The organism is Legionella lytica (genome assembly GCF_023921225.1).
GTDB classification, from domain to species: domain Bacteria; phylum Pseudomonadota; class Gammaproteobacteria; order Legionellales; family Legionellaceae; genus Legionella; species Legionella lytica.
Genome location: NZ_CP071527.1, coordinates 3043319 through 3058137, shown reverse-complemented (window position 1 = coordinate 3058137; position 14819 = coordinate 3043319). Strand labels below are relative to the sequence as shown.

The window sequence follows — 14819 nt, the reverse complement described above, 5'->3', positions numbered from 1 at the left end:
CGATGCCTTGTTGGCTAGGATCCCAAGCCGGATAAGATTCTTTTTTATTCAATTAGGTGTAAATCAATGCCTTTGTGGGCTAAAGTTATTTAGTTTGGCTACAAATTCTGCTAAAATCATAGTTATGAAGGCAACCTGGGGATTGAAATATGTTGAAAGAGCAACAAGTACAACAACGAGCCTATATTGAATTGCTGACGGAGCGAGCAAAACAAGAAGCATTGGCAAGATTGGCTGATCCCCGCAAAGGGCCATTACTTTTTGATCCGCAGGGACGTGTATTAATTAATGTACGTTTGAGCAGCGACGATCTGGCTGCATTTGATAATCTTGGGCATAAACCTACCCCAGTAACTACCGTAAGCTTGGATGTTCTTGGCAATCCCTCGCATGATTATGATGATTTAAAACGGGCATATCGTGAACAATATGATTTGGCTCATGATGGGCTAACTGACGATGATAATGTAAAAGAGAAGCAAGAAAATGCCCTAATGGGAATTCGCGGTAGCGTTATTCCTTTGCAGCAAGAATATCATTTCCATTTAGCGTTAACGGCACGAAGCTATGCTGCGGCAGGTCGTTTTACGGAAGCTCAAATGGAACAGGCTCATGAAGCCGCTATGGTTCGAGTTCAAGGCCTAATTACCGCGGCAGTAAAGGATGCAATGGAAAAGGCCACCAAAAATGGTGAGGTTGACGATGTAAAATTCGTGCAAGCACTTGATAAAGCACGTAAGAAAATTTCTACTGATGCTCATAGGATTTTAGTCGAAGAAATCACTCGAGCTACAGGGGTTATTTTAACCAAAAAAGAAATCAAAGATCTTCATTTGAAGCATACCGCTGAGATTACTACCGCTACCCCGAATGACGTGGTGCATATAGATCAAGATATGGGGCAAACAACCTTAATCGCAGGCTCACAAGTGACTGCCCATGATCGTGGGGTAGGCGCAGAGCATCTTGCCGACCGACGCTTGATTACTATCGCTCATGATGAGGCGAATCAAGGGCTACCAAGAATTCAGGTTCGGGTGCCTTCTCTGGATGTGAAAGAAAAAATTAAGCCTCAGGATGCGATTGCTGATGTTGAGGTAAAACTGGATCATATTCGTGAGAAATACCACATTGGCGAGAGTGTTAATGAGGGGCCTGGTGGCATTAAAGCGTTTACCTATAATTTGCATACGGCGCTTAATGACAGTTTAGAAGGTGGTAAAAATAAGCAATCTCAAGGGGCTAAATATATATTAACTGGAGCACATAATTATAACGCAGCACAATTAGACAAAGAACCTCCTGTTTTTTGTTTGGTGCAGAATATATCGGTTAATGGTTTTGGTGACAGTTTGGGCTATGGCTGGAACGCGTTAAGAAATGAAGCAACCTTAATGGCTGAAATGTCGATGATGTATAATTTGGTTGCCGAAGATGATCCGCAACGAGCTCATGTAGAAGCTGCATTTAATGCGTATAAAGAATATTTAACCGATGATAAGCGTGGACCTTACTTTTCACAATCCTCACAGGCAAAAGAAGCGAGACAAGCAATCAAGGATGTAAAAGCCGGATGGGCAAAAACTGCGGAACGTGGTGTGGTTGATGATCAATTGAGTTCAGCAGAGCAAACGCTTGAGTCCGCGAAATTAGCCATGAAGGCGATGATGGCTAATAACTTACATCAATCTCATGAGCATGCGAAATTGTTCCAATCCATGAGTATCTTTGTGGAGCAGGCTTCAATTGCGGGTTGTAAGAGTGGTAATGAACGTGCTCAGGCGATTAATGGGCGGGTTGCCGTTTTGGATAGCGTTGCCTCTCAAAAAGATGATCCGATTGTTCAGGCGATTAATGCAGTAGCTCAGGCAAAAACATCTAAAGAGGTTACTAAAGCTACAGCGAACTTAAAGCAGGCCTTAGATTCTCAATACGATAATCATTTACAATCCGGTGCTTCAATTATTAGTGATGTAGACCAGGGGGCTGCAGCGAAAGTTAATGCGAAAAGAGGCTTTGCAGGGCTTTTCAATCGTAACTACGCTGAGGAATCAACTTTAGATCATTTGCAGCAAGCTAAAGCTGGCAAAATGCAGGCTCATAAAAATCTGACTAAAGAATCTACAGATGCTTGGGAGGGGCCCCAGGCTAAAGGGTATTTTGCCTTTGCTCGTGAAAAATGGGGTGGAGTTTTGGGAACTATTGGGGCTCTCCTTGGTTTTGCTGCCCCGAGCTATTTCCAACATAAAAGCGAGGTAAAAGCGGAGCATGATGCCTTTATGAATGACTTGCATAAAGCACAAGAGGATTATCAGCAAGCTAAGGAAACAGCGTTGGCCAGCATGGTAAATGCCAGTTATGATGCTCGCATTGAAATCGAGGCAGAGCAGGTAAAACTTAAGTCTGAGCAAGAACAGCTTAAGGTTCAGGAAGAAGGGCTTGGCGAAAGAGTAAGTCATGAAGAACATATTGTAGTCGATGCTCAGCTTAAAGATGAGCGGGCACTTATTGCTGAGGGCGAAAAACAAGAGGTTGTAAAGGACGGTCCTGAACCTGTTCAGTGGCGCAAGGGTGGGGTACGCGCTACAGATGGCAGTCTTGAACCGACACGTAAAGATTCACTACAAAAACACTCAGCTGATTTTAGAGACGCGTTGGGTGATATTAAAAAAATTGGTGATAGGCTTAGGAAAAACGAAGAGCAGCAACAGGAAGTTGTAGGAAACAGGCCTGGTGCACATAATTAATCTTATCTCTGCGTCGTCATTGCGAATGCAGTTAATTCAGGGGTTCGGACCTTGGCTTTTGTAGGTTAAGGATAAAGAAAGCCTGGTGCTCGCAACCAGGCTGGACTTTGAATAGATGTTTCCCGTGAAACAATGGCTTATTCTACTAGCAACGCGCCAATTTGTTCTTTTTGTTCCGCGTTTAATCCAGTTAACGCGAGGGTGGCTTGTCCGGCTGCCTGATATAATTGGCGTAGCTGAGGATTTTCTAGCGCATCTAAGTGCAAAGTAATGGTATTGATATCGCCTCGGGCTAGCGGACCGGTGAGTGCCTCATTAACGGCGGTTACTTGCTGTAGGTTATTGATATTGCCCTGTGCTAAGTTAATCAACATTCTTCGTGCTTGCTCTGAGGGTAAACCCGCGTTTAAAAGTAATTCTTCACTATAGGCAACAAGGGTGACTAAATAATTCGAGGCGATACATGCCGCGGCATGATACACGGCTTTATTTTCTGGAAGCATGTTCGATACATAAGCGCCTAATTGGCTAAAAGAGGTTTTTAACCAGTCGCATACGGCCGCATCCCCCTCTAAGACACAATCAACTTGATAAAAGGCAGCGGCATCTACATAGCCCATCTTGAATGCTTTTAATGGATGAAAACTGGCAACGGAGCATCCTAACTGTTTTAACGGGGCTAGCAATGAAGAGTTTAATACACCACTACTATGGATGACAAAACTTCCTGGTTTTAAATTGGCTTCTCGAAGAAGGTCCGCGACTACCTGTGGAATAACATCATCATTACAGCATAGCCAGGTAATTTCTGCTTCAGGGAGTTGTTTGAGCTGAGGAATCGCAAGACCTACGCCAATATCTTCGCAGGCTTGTTGGGCGCTGTCGAGGCTGCGATTACACACGGTTAGAGAGGAAATAATTTGTGCTGAGTTTAATGCTCGTGCAATGTTTTTCCCTAAACGCCCTGCCCCAATTATGTTACATCGCATAAAATTACAACCTTTTTAAATTTTGTTGCAAAAAAACGCATTTATAATGCAGTTTTTTCAAAAATTTATCACCCTTTGCTGGTATTATTGGTTATAATAGCCACAAATTGTCATTTTGGGAATTGAATTATGCCTTATTTGGTAAAAGGAAATGCGCTTCAACTTTTCTCCGCTTTTGGCTGCCCACAGTTTGTTATGTCGACTGGGAAGCAAGAGAATGTGGTTGTTGCAGATTTGCCGCGAACTCCTTTTTTAGGTAACGAAACCCAAGCAAATCAGCATCTCAATATATGGAGTCAGGATTCTGCCGCTAAATATTATACACAGGGCGACCAGTCAGCTGAAATTCTAAAGATTCTTTTAGGTCTTCGGCCGCTAAAAAAAGCACAGGAAAATGAGGACCAATACCAACAAAACTTTGTCTGCCAGCGTTTAGCTTTCATTGATGAGAATAAAGAAAATTGCGGTATGATAATTATGTATCGGCGTGATGAACCAGGACAATGGATGATAGGGTTTACCCGTAAACCACATATGAATCCAAGAACTCGGTCGGTTACCCTTCTTTCCAGCTTTGATTTAAACGCACATATTAAAGACGCTAAATTTGAGCTGGCTTCGAGCTCTGAACCAACAACAAAGAATCAGTTTCTGGCGCAACTTAATGCGGCTGCCCCGCAGGAATTGTTGCAATTGGCGTTTAATGCAGAAAATGATGAAATTAACCCACGTTTTGAGCGTATTAGTCTGCTATTACGTTTCCTGAAAATCAATGAGAAAAGGGCGACAATCGCAGATCCCGTTGATTTATCCAAAATTGATTTACCACGACTCTTTGCAGAAAACCCGGCATTAGATCTAATCATGAAATATAACGTGCCTTTTTCGATGGCGATGTTACAAGACTGCCTATCAGACAATAGTCCGTTATGCCAGGAATTGGAACGTGTCGTCCTCAGTAATAATGAGAAAATTAGCCGTAATTTATTGACAATGACGGCCGTTCTGTATGAAGAGGAATTTATCAATAAGAAAAAGGGTGCTTTAACTGCGAATCGGCAGTTGCTCTGCCCTGAGTTTATTAAAGAATATAGTGGTTTTATGTGGGATAGAGAGCAAATAACCTTACTGCCAATTTTGTGGCAAAGAAAGTACTCTAAAGAGCTTATCCATAAAATTCTGTCGAATGACTTTTATTTCCGACCGGTAAGCCGCTTAACTCAATTAAAGCCAGATAATGGACATACTCAGAATGTGCCAAGTATTGGATTTACTCAGCATGTTCCCAAATTTTTTGAAGAACCAGAAAAATTAAACGCCTTAGAATTTATTAATGGTATTTCTGATGTGCATGCTAAAGATCTCTGTTTAATCGTATGGGCTACAAACCCCTTAACAATAGACGGTTACAAGGAAATTGTTGCAGCGACACATAAATATCCTTTAATGGCGTCAACCTTGGTTACCATGGCGAAAAATGGTACGTCTCCTGGTGGTTTTGAGGGCTTGAGGCAGTTGGCATTAACGCCGGATCTGCATTTAAAACAATCAATCATTGCTCATTTCTTTTTGGCTAGTACCGAATCACAATATGCTAAAAGTCTAAATTCGATGGCTCTAGATAAATTAGAGGCAGTGAGTGAAGCCTTGCAAGTTTTGCGTAGTTCGGGAGTTAGCGACCAAGCCGATTATCGCAGGGTATTAGGTGCCGATAAGACAGGGATTACACTGCGCACTCTCTTACCGTCACTCGCAGCAATTAAAGACAGCGAACAACGACGGGTACTCGTCGATGTTCTTTATGCGGGTGTGAAATCGGATATTCCCATACAAGGCGATGTCGTTCTTAAAATAAAAAACCAAGAGCATCAGGCTGTTGCGGAAAAATTACGTGAGCGCTTCATCTGTGTAACGCAATTGCAGAATTTAGGTTTTGAACTTGATATGATTGCCTTTGCGGCTCGTGAACATGATAAAAACGCAGAATGTTTTCGCAAAATTATTTTATCTGTTGAAGATGAATGTAAGAAAATTTCTTCGCGTTTGTCTAAATCTTATTTCTACTTAGAGATGGGCAAAGAGTGGGAAAAAGATGAAGGGAATTACCGGAAAAGTTTATATGGCATAGCTTATAGGGCGCTAATAAGTGTTGGGGACAATGCTCAAGCAGCCTTTGATGAAGCTAAAAAACAGATACACGATGTTGAGCAACAGATGTTAGCTACGGTTGATCCTGCCCCAAATCCGGAAACCTCAAAGATACTTCTTTTTCTCTCAGACGCCCTCATTGTGATCACTAATGCGGTTATTAGTCTCCTTAGCGCGGGTATATTCAACTACATCAAAGGAAATGCTACCGGAAATTATTGGTTTTTCAATCAAACTCGTTCCGGAGAGGCTGTACGTATGTTTAGTAAAGAAATGATTGACTCTTTAGATCCTGAAGGAGCGATACTAGGAGCTAATCCTTAAACGAGTATCTGCCCCTTATTTTTTCACCTTATTAATTGGTTGGACTATCTTGTCCAACCAAGCTTCCTTTGTTGCGAAATTTTGTCCAATATTGTGCTAAATAGTTCCAAAGATTCTTGAACTTCTTCAATATTTCTGCTTAATATGAACTATTCTTTAAGGATTATTGCGATCTAATGGACGAGACATGGTAAGTATTCCCAAAAAAGCGTTGGCAAGATCAAAGTTGACTTTAGGTGATAGAGTTGGAGATGGCTCTCATAAAGTCTGGCATGCTAAGTATATTGAAGATGGGGCGTTAAAAGAGGGGTTTTTCAAGGAACTTGAACCGGAAAGAAATTTTCCCGAGTTACTTGCTAATGGCAGCGTAGCTACGTCAACTATTCTAAAGTTATCTCAGGAACGAACCGCAGAAGAGCATTTAGTGTGTGGTGAGGAAGGTCAAGTGCTCGGTATTTTTTCACTGAAACTGGAAGGGTTTAAGCCCTTTAATATAAAAGGTGAGCCTATCCCTAGTGATAGTATTGAAAGAGAACAGGTTATCCCTTCGACAGAAACCTTAGTTCGTGAAAATACGATTGAAATTATAATGGCTCGTCAGGTTTTTGGGGATAATGATCCCCATCCACATAATTTGAGTTTAAAGGGTGGAATCGACTATGACATGTTTTGGTACGAAGAGTTTTCCAATTTTATCAAAAGGCCGCGTACTTGCATTGAGCTCCCGAAAAAACGTGTTGATTTTAGCGTTCGTGATTATGAGCGTTATCCCTGTTGTGTGGATGCTAAACCCTACCACTCACCTACTTATGCGCATCCTGGTCAAGGGAGTATTACTATTCCTGTGCCTGAAATGGTGCAAACTACGGTTTTACCGAGTGCTCTCCCCAAGGTGTATGCAGACTCAGAGCAATTTGCGAATTTGGCAGCAGATCCGAACGCACAAGCACAAAAGGTTGCTGCGGCATTAAAAATTTTATTAACTTTTCAACCAGAGGTTTTGTGTAAACGCTTGTTTGATGAATTTGAGTCTTTAGATGAAAATGAGTACCAGCGAATAATAGAGCAACACGGGAGTTTAATAAATTGGGCTGAGCACTCGGACGAAAATGAAAGTCCTAAAACGAAAACAAGTTCCAAAGAGAGGGCTATCCTGACAACAAGGCCTCTCGATTATACTTCTTTAGGCCAGACTATTCGAGCGGAATGTGAACAGGCCTTTCCACAGTTATACAATGAGCAAACCAATAGAAAAGCTTTTATTAACTTCATGATGAAGGTATTCCAGGCACGTTACGATAGCTTTTATCGGACTGCTGTTTTCTATATGGGCTGTGAAGATAATGGTTTTGGTGTTCCGCTTTTACCGACCCATGAAGAATTGTTCCGTAAACCGTCTATTTATAAAAATATCCAAGAATGGATGGAAAAACAAAATGAGTCGATTATCGATCCTGCCTGCAAATATAATCTGGAAGAGCTGCACCAACGTTACCACCAGGTTTGGCGTGATGCTTATGCGCCCCGATTAAGAGCCCTATTACGCGATGCGCGGAATTTAACTAAATCATTAGCCAAATTAGTTGCTGAAAAAGATGATGTGGTGATCGTTGAGACTTCAGATGCTCTAGAGGTCACCGATAGTGAGTTAACGGATGTATGGCAATTATTTGGAACACTAAAAAACATCGCAGTTGGTGTAAAAAAAGATTCTGATAAGGATAATACGCCTAATAGTAATGGTGCTTCATTGAATACAGCATTCAAATTACTGGCTCACTTTACCAATGAGCTGCAAAATATTATCACTCAATATTATGGAAAGAAGGGGGATGTTTTACTTGAGGCAGACAATCAGGAGTTTACACAAAATATCCTCAAACTTTGCTCCGAATATTCTGATAAAATTAACGATGCTTTGGCTCATACTACGAGTTATGCTAAGGATAAATTTGCCCCTATAATTAATCAGTTAGAGCAATTTGCTTTACAGGCTCGATTTAGCAAGCATTTGCGTGCTACTGATGAAGAAATGTTAACAGTACCTACCTCAATTAAAAGAGAGATACTGCCACTTACTCATGAAGAAGTTATTGAGGAATTTAACGAAAAATTATTTGCTTGGGTTGATACTCTGTCGCCAGACACCTTCAAGCTTTACATGCACGAAATCATTGATTCAAAATACAGTACGACCTTTGAGTTCACCCGGAAACGAGCAAAACCTACTAAAGACTATTTAGAGAAAAGTACCGAAAGTAATCACAACAAGTTGGCCTATATATTAAGCTCCGGTAAGTCAGATGATGGAGCATTAAATAAATGTATTATTCGAGAGCTTACCCCGCTTATGTTGCAGAAAAATTACATTGCCAGTGTTTCAACTGCTTTACGAACTGGTAGTTTTGAATCCAATATTGATGTCTTTACTCAAGCCGCTATCAGTTGCGCAAAGCATAGTCGTTCTTTTGTGCATTTACACAATATGGAAGGGGTTTCTCTAATCTATAATACAGTATATGAATGGGTGGAAAACCTTTCCAAAAGTAATCGTGAGCGATTACGTCTCATAAAAAATGCTGCATTAGGTAAATATGAAAATGGACTATCTAAGGTAAATGCACTCTTTTTTTGGTCAACGCCATCTCGGAAAGACGAGATTAATGGCTATTTTCGCAAATACGATGCGCCTACTGCGTTGGCTATGACCTTTATGAAGGGAACGCTTACATCAACGGCTAGTTCGCAATTATTTTTGGATATAATACAACAAATACAGGACGATATTAAAAAGAATGCGGAGTTAAAAAAGGATCCTGGTTATGCATTAATTGGGCTGTTTAATGAGGCGGAGCATAAAGATTTTTATTTGCAATATTTGCAAGGGAAACATACCTTGGTAAGAACGCCTACGGAAAAAAGAGTTAATGCAGTAACCATGTAGAAGCATAAATTGTGACTGGATACAGTATGGGGTATGATTCTGCTTTTTTACGGTGAGTTCTTTGCATGTCTTTAGATTTATTAAAAACCTTTCCTCAATATGTTATTCCAAAACATGGGCTCACTACTTTAGCCGGCTGCTTGGCTGAAGTTAACGTGCCCAGAGTTAAAAACTTTATCATTCAACGTTTTATTAAAAAATATAATGTGAACATGAGTGAGGCATTAATTGAAGATCCAACCGCCTATGCCAATTTTAATGAGTTTTTTATTCGTCATTTAAAACCAGAATGCCGGCCATTGGCAGCGGCAGACATTATTTCTCCGGTTGATGGTTGTATTAGTGAAATTGGGGCGATCCACCAAGGACAATTGATTCAGGCGAAAGGGCGAGAGTACTCCGTTACCGAACTTCTAGCCTGTTCGGATGAGGAAGCACAGCAATTTGAAAGTGGGCGTTTTGCTACCTTATATCTATCTCCTAAAGATTATCATCGCATACATTTGCCTTTGGATGCCGAATTGCTTTCAATGACTTATGTGCCGGGCGCTTTATTTTCAGTGCAACCTACTACTGCACGAGTGGTTCCTAAATTATTTGCACGCAATGAGCGCTTAGTCATTTCTTTTGCAACTGCTGCAGGCCCGATGAAGATGGTTCTGGTGGGAGCCACTATTGTTGGGGCTATTGGTACGAGTTGGCATGGTGATGTCGTACGCAGTAAACAAATTACTTCGTTTGATTATCGTCAGGATTCGACGATGACTAAGCACATGAGTAAGGGCTGTGAGGTTGGCTATTTTAAACTGGGCTCTACGGTAATTTTATTATTCGCTGATGGTAATAAAGTGCAATGGGATGGCGATCTAAAGGCTGAAAGTGCAATTCGTTTTGGGCAAGCAATGGGTCGTATTAGTTAGGATTGGGTCTTCCTCTGTAGGCTGGGCTGAGAAGCCCCGCAAACTGAGCTTGAATGATTCCCAATACCAGTCATGCTGCCAGCCCAGCCTATGAGATACCATATAGTTTTCTTTTAACTCAACGCAAAAGCAGTACCCAGGTTTTTTGTCATTGCATTGTGATACACCACAGAGGCCACACTAACATCTTGGATGGATAAGCCCACGGATTTAAAAACTGTAAGACGATTTTTATCTTCAGCATTTTTATGCAGCAACCAAGAGCCAAGCTCAATAATTGATTCAGGCTGAAGCTGCTTTTGCGCAATTGCGCTCATAATTTCCCCAGACTCTGCCAAGACTGCACTCAGCTGATCGGCAATAACCAATGCTGTTCCTAATACGTTATTATCGATTTCTTTCATATTCACTGTGTGAGAGCCAATTGCATTAATATGTGCATGATCTTGAAGGTCTTTAAGATGAATTAATGGCTCGTTACTGCCCGTTGCCGTACAAATAATATCAGCATGTTTAACTGCTACGGATAGTGATTCATAAGCCTTAATCTCGTAACGATCAGCAAATTTATCAGCAAATTTCTGTGCTTTTTTCAGGTCACGAGACCATACGGATACTTTAGTTATATCGCGTACGGCAGTTATTGCTTCTAATTGGGTTTCTGCCTGCACGCCTGAGCCAATAATTGCTGCATGGGAGGCATTCTCTGGCGCAAAATATTTTGTAGCTAAACCAGAGACTGCTCCAGTTCGCAGGGCTGTTAAAAATCCCGCATCCATTAAGGCTTTGGGCTCTCCGGTCTGAGCATCAAGTAGCATGATAAAACCAGTAATGGAGGGTTTATTTCGGGTGGAGTTATTCGGGAAAATGGAAACAACTTTTAAACCTAAAGCGTTATCTGCGGCAAGATAAGCGGGCATGGTGAGCGTGAGCGCCTGCTCTTTATCAATAGTGATTCCTGTTCGTAAAGGTAATTTAACTTGGTTTTCTGCTAATTGAATAAAAGCGCGCTCCATCGCCTCAATAGCTTGGAGCATATTAATACTTTGCTTAACGTCATTAAGAGAAAGCAATTGCACCGTCATCACACAATCCTTGAGTAGTTAGTATCCTCAAAAGTGTATTGTATTATCGGATTGCTGGCCACTGCTAAATTAAAGTACGAGCCGAATTTCCTGAACTTATCTTAGTATGCAACATTGCTGCCGCTTCTTTGCCTCTCAGTGCTAAGTCCAAAAAATGGAGGTTATTGTTTGATCGCGTCAGGATCGCTAGTTTTATGACGTTCGTTTAACATATTCTTATTAACGCAGACTTAACTGTGAAGAAGCATAGTTTTTATGTAGTGTGTCTAAGGGACGTTTATTTGGTTTAAGCAGGGAAGACGTTTTTAGGATGTGTTTTTTATTTCTTTGAATGGTACCGAGAAGAGGACTCGAACCTCCACGGGGTTACCCCCACTAGCACCTGAAGCTAGCGTGTCTACCAATTCCACCACCTCGGCATTGGCGGCTAAGTTACTCATATTTTGAGATACTGTCAATGGTTTTTAGCTCATTTTTTCGAAGTGGTGTTGCTTGTCTACGGGATGCATCGTCGTAGCCCGTATTAGCGTAATACGGGCTACGTGCTTTATTCTTGCGAGTAAGGAACACCAGCTTTTAAAATTCGTTCTCGGACTCCTTGCCACATACCTGTTGCTGGAGGTAGCTCGATGACAATGCATTGTGCTGTGGAGGCATCTGCTTGCCTTAACTGATAGTATAAATCAAAGGCCGCTTGTTCGGGATTATCTGCCAATTGATGATAATGCTGTGCAGCAATCGTTGGTGGTTGTTTGCTGGCAATCGCATAGATGGCCTCGTTGCTTTGTTGGCAAAATTGCGCAAGATGTTCGTAGTCAGCGAAATAATATAAGGTTTTATGAGGCTGATAATGGCTATCTAATTTGCCTGGAACACGAAGAGTACTTTGCTGGTTAGTTGATAGTGTTGTAATAACGGTGGCAATGGCCTGTTCATCGATAAGCCCATGGCGCAATATTTGATAGGTTTCTGGGGTGCTGGCATCCACTATTGTGGACTCGATTCCTACTGTGCAACGACCACCATCCAATATCGTTAATTCCTGTTCAGAAAACGATTCTTTTACATGCATTGCAGTGGTTGGGCTTACTTTGCCAAAAGGGTTTGCTGAAGGTGCAACCACAGGAGTTTGTAATTTGCTTAATAGTTCTTGAGCAAGAGGGTGAGCTGGGCAGCGAATGGCTACGGTGTTTTGCCCTCCCGTAATAATCGGGTTTACTTGCTCTGGCTTGCAGCGCAAAACTAAGGTTAAGGGGCCAGGCCAAAATGCGTTAATAAGTTGTTTGGCATAATCCGGAACGTGTTCAACGAGCGAGGATAAATCCCAATTAGGAGCTACGTGGACGATCAATGGATGATTTAGGGGTCTATTTTTCATCGCAAAAACAGCCCTAATCGCGTGTTCGTTATCAATTGGAGCAGCTAAACCATAGACTGTTTCTGTAGGTATGGCAACGGGGTTTCCCGCGCGTAAATCGCGGACGGCGAGATCGACATCAGTGGTAATTAAGGGCATATCCAAGTCTCAGTAATAATCTACCCTCGTGTGTAGATTTAAAAAACTAATTATTTTTACACAATTAGGCCTATTAATGGAATAGTTTTCATGAAAATTCTCATTATTATCCGCTATTTTTGCCTTTTTAAAGTGCCCTGCATAGAATGGAATAATCACCCACTTGAGGTCGGCTCATGTCGCTTATATTTTTGGAAAAAATGCTCGATGCTTATTTTGCTTTGCTTCCTAGAAAAAAACCACAACTGGAGCAGGTATCCGCTGCACGTATAATCGCGCATCGAGGGGCTCATGATCATGCACATGGCGTTATGGAAAATACGCTGACGGCGTTTCGTTTGGCAGCACAAGCTGGATGCTGGGGCATTGAGTTGGATGTGCATGCAACGGCCGATCAAGTGTTGGTGGTGAATCATGACCCAACCTTAAAACGCTTATGGGGTCGAGATCTAACTATTGCCGAGGTATCTTTTTCCGAGTTACGTGCTCACGTTCCTCAAATACCAACTCTTGCCGAAGTGGTTGCTGAATTTGGCGGGCGACTGCATTTATTTATCGAATTAAAAGTACCATTGCCTAATGAGGACGCTTTGCTTGCCAGTTTGCATGACCTGACGCCAGTAACGGATTATCACTTACTTAGTTTAAAGGATGAATGCTTTCAGTGCTTATCACACGTTCCTAAGCAGGCTTTATTACTCGTAGCCGTACATAACAATGTGGGTACTTTTTGTGATTTGAGTCTGAGTCAGCATTATGGAGGAGTGCTCGGACATTATTTATTGATCACGAATAAATCCGTTCATCGTTTAGTTGCCGCACAACAAATTGTCGGGGTGGGTTTTGTTGATTCCAAAAACAGCTTATATCGTGAATTAAATCGAGGTATTTCGTGGATTTTTACTAATCAGATCAATAGGATAAGTCCATTATTAAAGCAATAAGGTGCATTATTAGGTGTAAAAGTTTTACGACTGGGTCTTTTTTTATCTACATAGATCAATCCCTTCTCATTGACGGCATGAAATACTTATGATTTGATACAACGGACCGTTTCCGGTTTGGTTTGATTTCTCTTTGTCTATGGATACTGACAAATCAAGGGACTTTATAGTATGTACAAGGATTTATGCTATGGGATGGATGGGGAGTATTATCAATGTTGCAATTAATACGGCAGCAAGTGTATTGGATACCGCAGGCTCGATTGCGTGTAGTGTCGGGGGGATGGGGTTTGCCGCAGCTCAAGCGATTGATAAGACCTTTCAGGCCTCATATGCGGGTTCAGCGGTTGGTTGGGGTGGATTAGAAATATCAGGGAATTTAGACCATCTATTTGGTATTAACTATACCTTGCCACTGCGGGTCAGCAAGGCAATGGATGGCGAGAAACTGTATCACCTAAGCGATTATGTTGAATCGGGGATGATCTACACGGCTAGTGCCGTGATTCTAAGTTCGGGGATTGTCCTTAAGGGGTTAGGGAGCACGCTTAAAAAAGTCCAACAATACCGTGAAGATGATCAATTTACACAGCTAAATTATGGCACACAAATTGAACGACCAGTGGCTCGTGAATTTTTGCAATCGCAGATAACCTCTCTGAGTAGTTCACTTATGATTGCCATGCTAAGTTATAATGCAGGAATTTGTTTGGCTTATTATTCTAGCTTATTGAATTCCGCGTTGCAGCTGACATATCCGATTCAAGGAGAGCAGCATGCACACAGTACTTATTATCATGGACCGCTTACAACCACTACTTATCCAGTAGACGTTACCTTAGACCCTCAACAAATAACCGTGGATATACCTTACATTGGCAATGTGTCTTTATTTTTGGATATGGCAGTCAAAGGTGCTGCCAATGTTACTGGCGGCGGCGGGTTTTTCTTTAAAGAAAACGGTCCTGCTCCCATAGCTCCTCCGGTTTCGGTAACAGCCAGCTCTCTAGGTGGTTCGAGCGCGTATTTGCTAAGTAATTTTTTTGCGAAAAAAGAATTAGAAGCGCGTGATCGCAGGCTAATTAAGGCCGTAAGAACACCGGTTTTATCGATTCAAGATGAAGAAGAGGATAGATTACTTCCGTATGGGGTGTAGACATCTATTCGCGGTAGCCTGATTACTTGCAACTAATGGCGTAAGG

9 protein-coding genes and 1 tRNA gene are annotated in these 14819 nt (G+C 41.7%); 6 read left to right on the top strand and 4 right to left on the bottom strand.

Going from position 1 to position 14819, the window contains the following annotated elements; translation table 11 throughout:
* Window positions 1-149 precede the first annotated feature (149 nt).
* On the top strand, window positions 150-2747 hold the full coding sequence (locus J2N86_RS13460) for a hypothetical protein (protein WP_252579979.1): 2598 nt from the start codon (window positions 150-152) through the stop codon (window positions 2745-2747).
* Between the two features lie 137 nt (window positions 2748-2884).
* On the opposite strand, the gene J2N86_RS13455 is transcribed toward J2N86_RS13460, so the two are convergent.
* Window positions 2885-3736, bottom strand: a complete 852-nt coding sequence (locus J2N86_RS13455; protein ID WP_252579978.1) for a Rossmann-like and DUF2520 domain-containing protein — start codon at window positions 3734-3736, stop codon at window positions 2885-2887.
* Window positions 3737-3865: 129 nt separating this feature from the next.
* On the opposite strand from J2N86_RS13455, the gene J2N86_RS13450 reads away from it, so the two are divergent.
* The 3 genes from J2N86_RS13450 to asd all read left to right on the top strand — a co-directional run bounded on the left by J2N86_RS13450 (window position 3866) and on the right by asd (window position 10072).
* Complete coding sequence (locus J2N86_RS13450) at window positions 3866-6208, top strand: hypothetical protein (protein ID WP_252579976.1); 2343 nt, start codon at window positions 3866-3868, stop codon at window positions 6206-6208.
* A gap of 187 nt (window positions 6209-6395) precedes the next feature.
* Window positions 6396-9152, top strand: a complete 2757-nt coding sequence (locus J2N86_RS13445; protein WP_252579975.1) for a hypothetical protein — start codon at window positions 6396-6398, stop codon at window positions 9150-9152.
* Window positions 9153-9217: 65 nt separating this feature from the next.
* Window positions 9218-10072 carry an archaetidylserine decarboxylase gene (gene asd, locus J2N86_RS13440; RefSeq protein WP_252579973.1) on the top strand — a complete coding sequence of 285 codons (855 nt, stop codon included), beginning with the start codon at window positions 9218-9220 and terminating at the stop codon, window positions 10070-10072.
* Between the two features lie 113 nt (window positions 10073-10185).
* On the opposite strand, the gene J2N86_RS13435 is transcribed toward asd, so the two are convergent.
* From J2N86_RS13435 to J2N86_RS13425, 3 genes are all read right to left on the bottom strand, one after another.
* Window positions 10186-11157: an ornithine cyclodeaminase family protein gene (locus J2N86_RS13435; protein ID WP_252579971.1), complete on the bottom strand. Its 972-nt coding sequence runs from the start codon at window positions 11155-11157 to the stop codon at window positions 10186-10188.
* A gap of 332 nt (window positions 11158-11489) precedes the next feature.
* Window positions 11490-11576 (bottom strand) — tRNA-Leu (locus J2N86_RS13430).
* Window positions 11577-11704: 128 nt separating this feature from the next.
* Window positions 11705-12673 (bottom strand): L-threonylcarbamoyladenylate synthase, encoded by a 969-nt coding sequence (locus tag J2N86_RS13425; protein ID WP_252579969.1) that lies wholly within the window; start codon window positions 12671-12673, stop codon window positions 11705-11707.
* Between the two features lie 176 nt (window positions 12674-12849).
* On the opposite strand from J2N86_RS13425, the gene J2N86_RS13420 reads away from it, so the two are divergent.
* Both J2N86_RS13420 and J2N86_RS13415 read left to right on the top strand, forming a co-directional pair.
* Window positions 12850-13617, top strand: coding sequence for a glycerophosphodiester phosphodiesterase (locus tag J2N86_RS13420; protein ID WP_252579968.1), 768 nt, complete (start codon window positions 12850-12852; stop codon window positions 13615-13617).
* 190 nt (window positions 13618-13807) lie between these two features.
* Window positions 13808-14773, top strand: coding sequence for a hypothetical protein (locus J2N86_RS13415; RefSeq protein WP_252579966.1), 966 nt, complete (start codon window positions 13808-13810; stop codon window positions 14771-14773).
* Window positions 14774-14819: the final 46 nt, after the last annotated feature.

Bases quoted from the DNA above. Each gene is read 5' to 3' on its own strand.
- J2N86_RS13445 (WP_252579975.1), top strand. From the start codon at position 6,396: ATGGTAAGTATTCCCAAAAAAGCGTTGGCAAGATCAAAGTTGACTTTA.
- J2N86_RS13420 (WP_252579968.1), top strand. From the start codon at position 12,850: ATGTCGCTTATATTTTTGGAAAAAATGCTCGATGCTTATTTTGCTTTG.
- J2N86_RS13425 (WP_252579969.1), bottom strand. From the start codon at position 12,673: ATGCCCTTAATTACCACTGATGTCGATCTCGCCGTCCGCGATTTACGC.
- J2N86_RS13415 (WP_252579966.1), top strand. From the start codon at position 13,808: ATGGGATGGATGGGGAGTATTATCAATGTTGCAATTAATACGGCAGCA.
- J2N86_RS13450 (WP_252579976.1), top strand. From the start codon at position 3,866: ATGCCTTATTTGGTAAAAGGAAATGCGCTTCAACTTTTCTCCGCTTTT.
- asd (WP_252579973.1), top strand. From the start codon at position 9,218: ATGTCTTTAGATTTATTAAAAACCTTTCCTCAATATGTTATTCCAAAA.
- J2N86_RS13435 (WP_252579971.1), bottom strand. From the start codon at position 11,157: ATGACGGTGCAATTGCTTTCTCTTAATGACGTTAAGCAAAGTATTAAT.
- J2N86_RS13460 (WP_252579979.1), top strand. From the start codon at position 150: ATGTTGAAAGAGCAACAAGTACAACAACGAGCCTATATTGAATTGCTG.
- J2N86_RS13455 (WP_252579978.1), bottom strand. From the start codon at position 3,736: ATGCGATGTAACATAATTGGGGCAGGGCGTTTAGGGAAAAACATTGCA.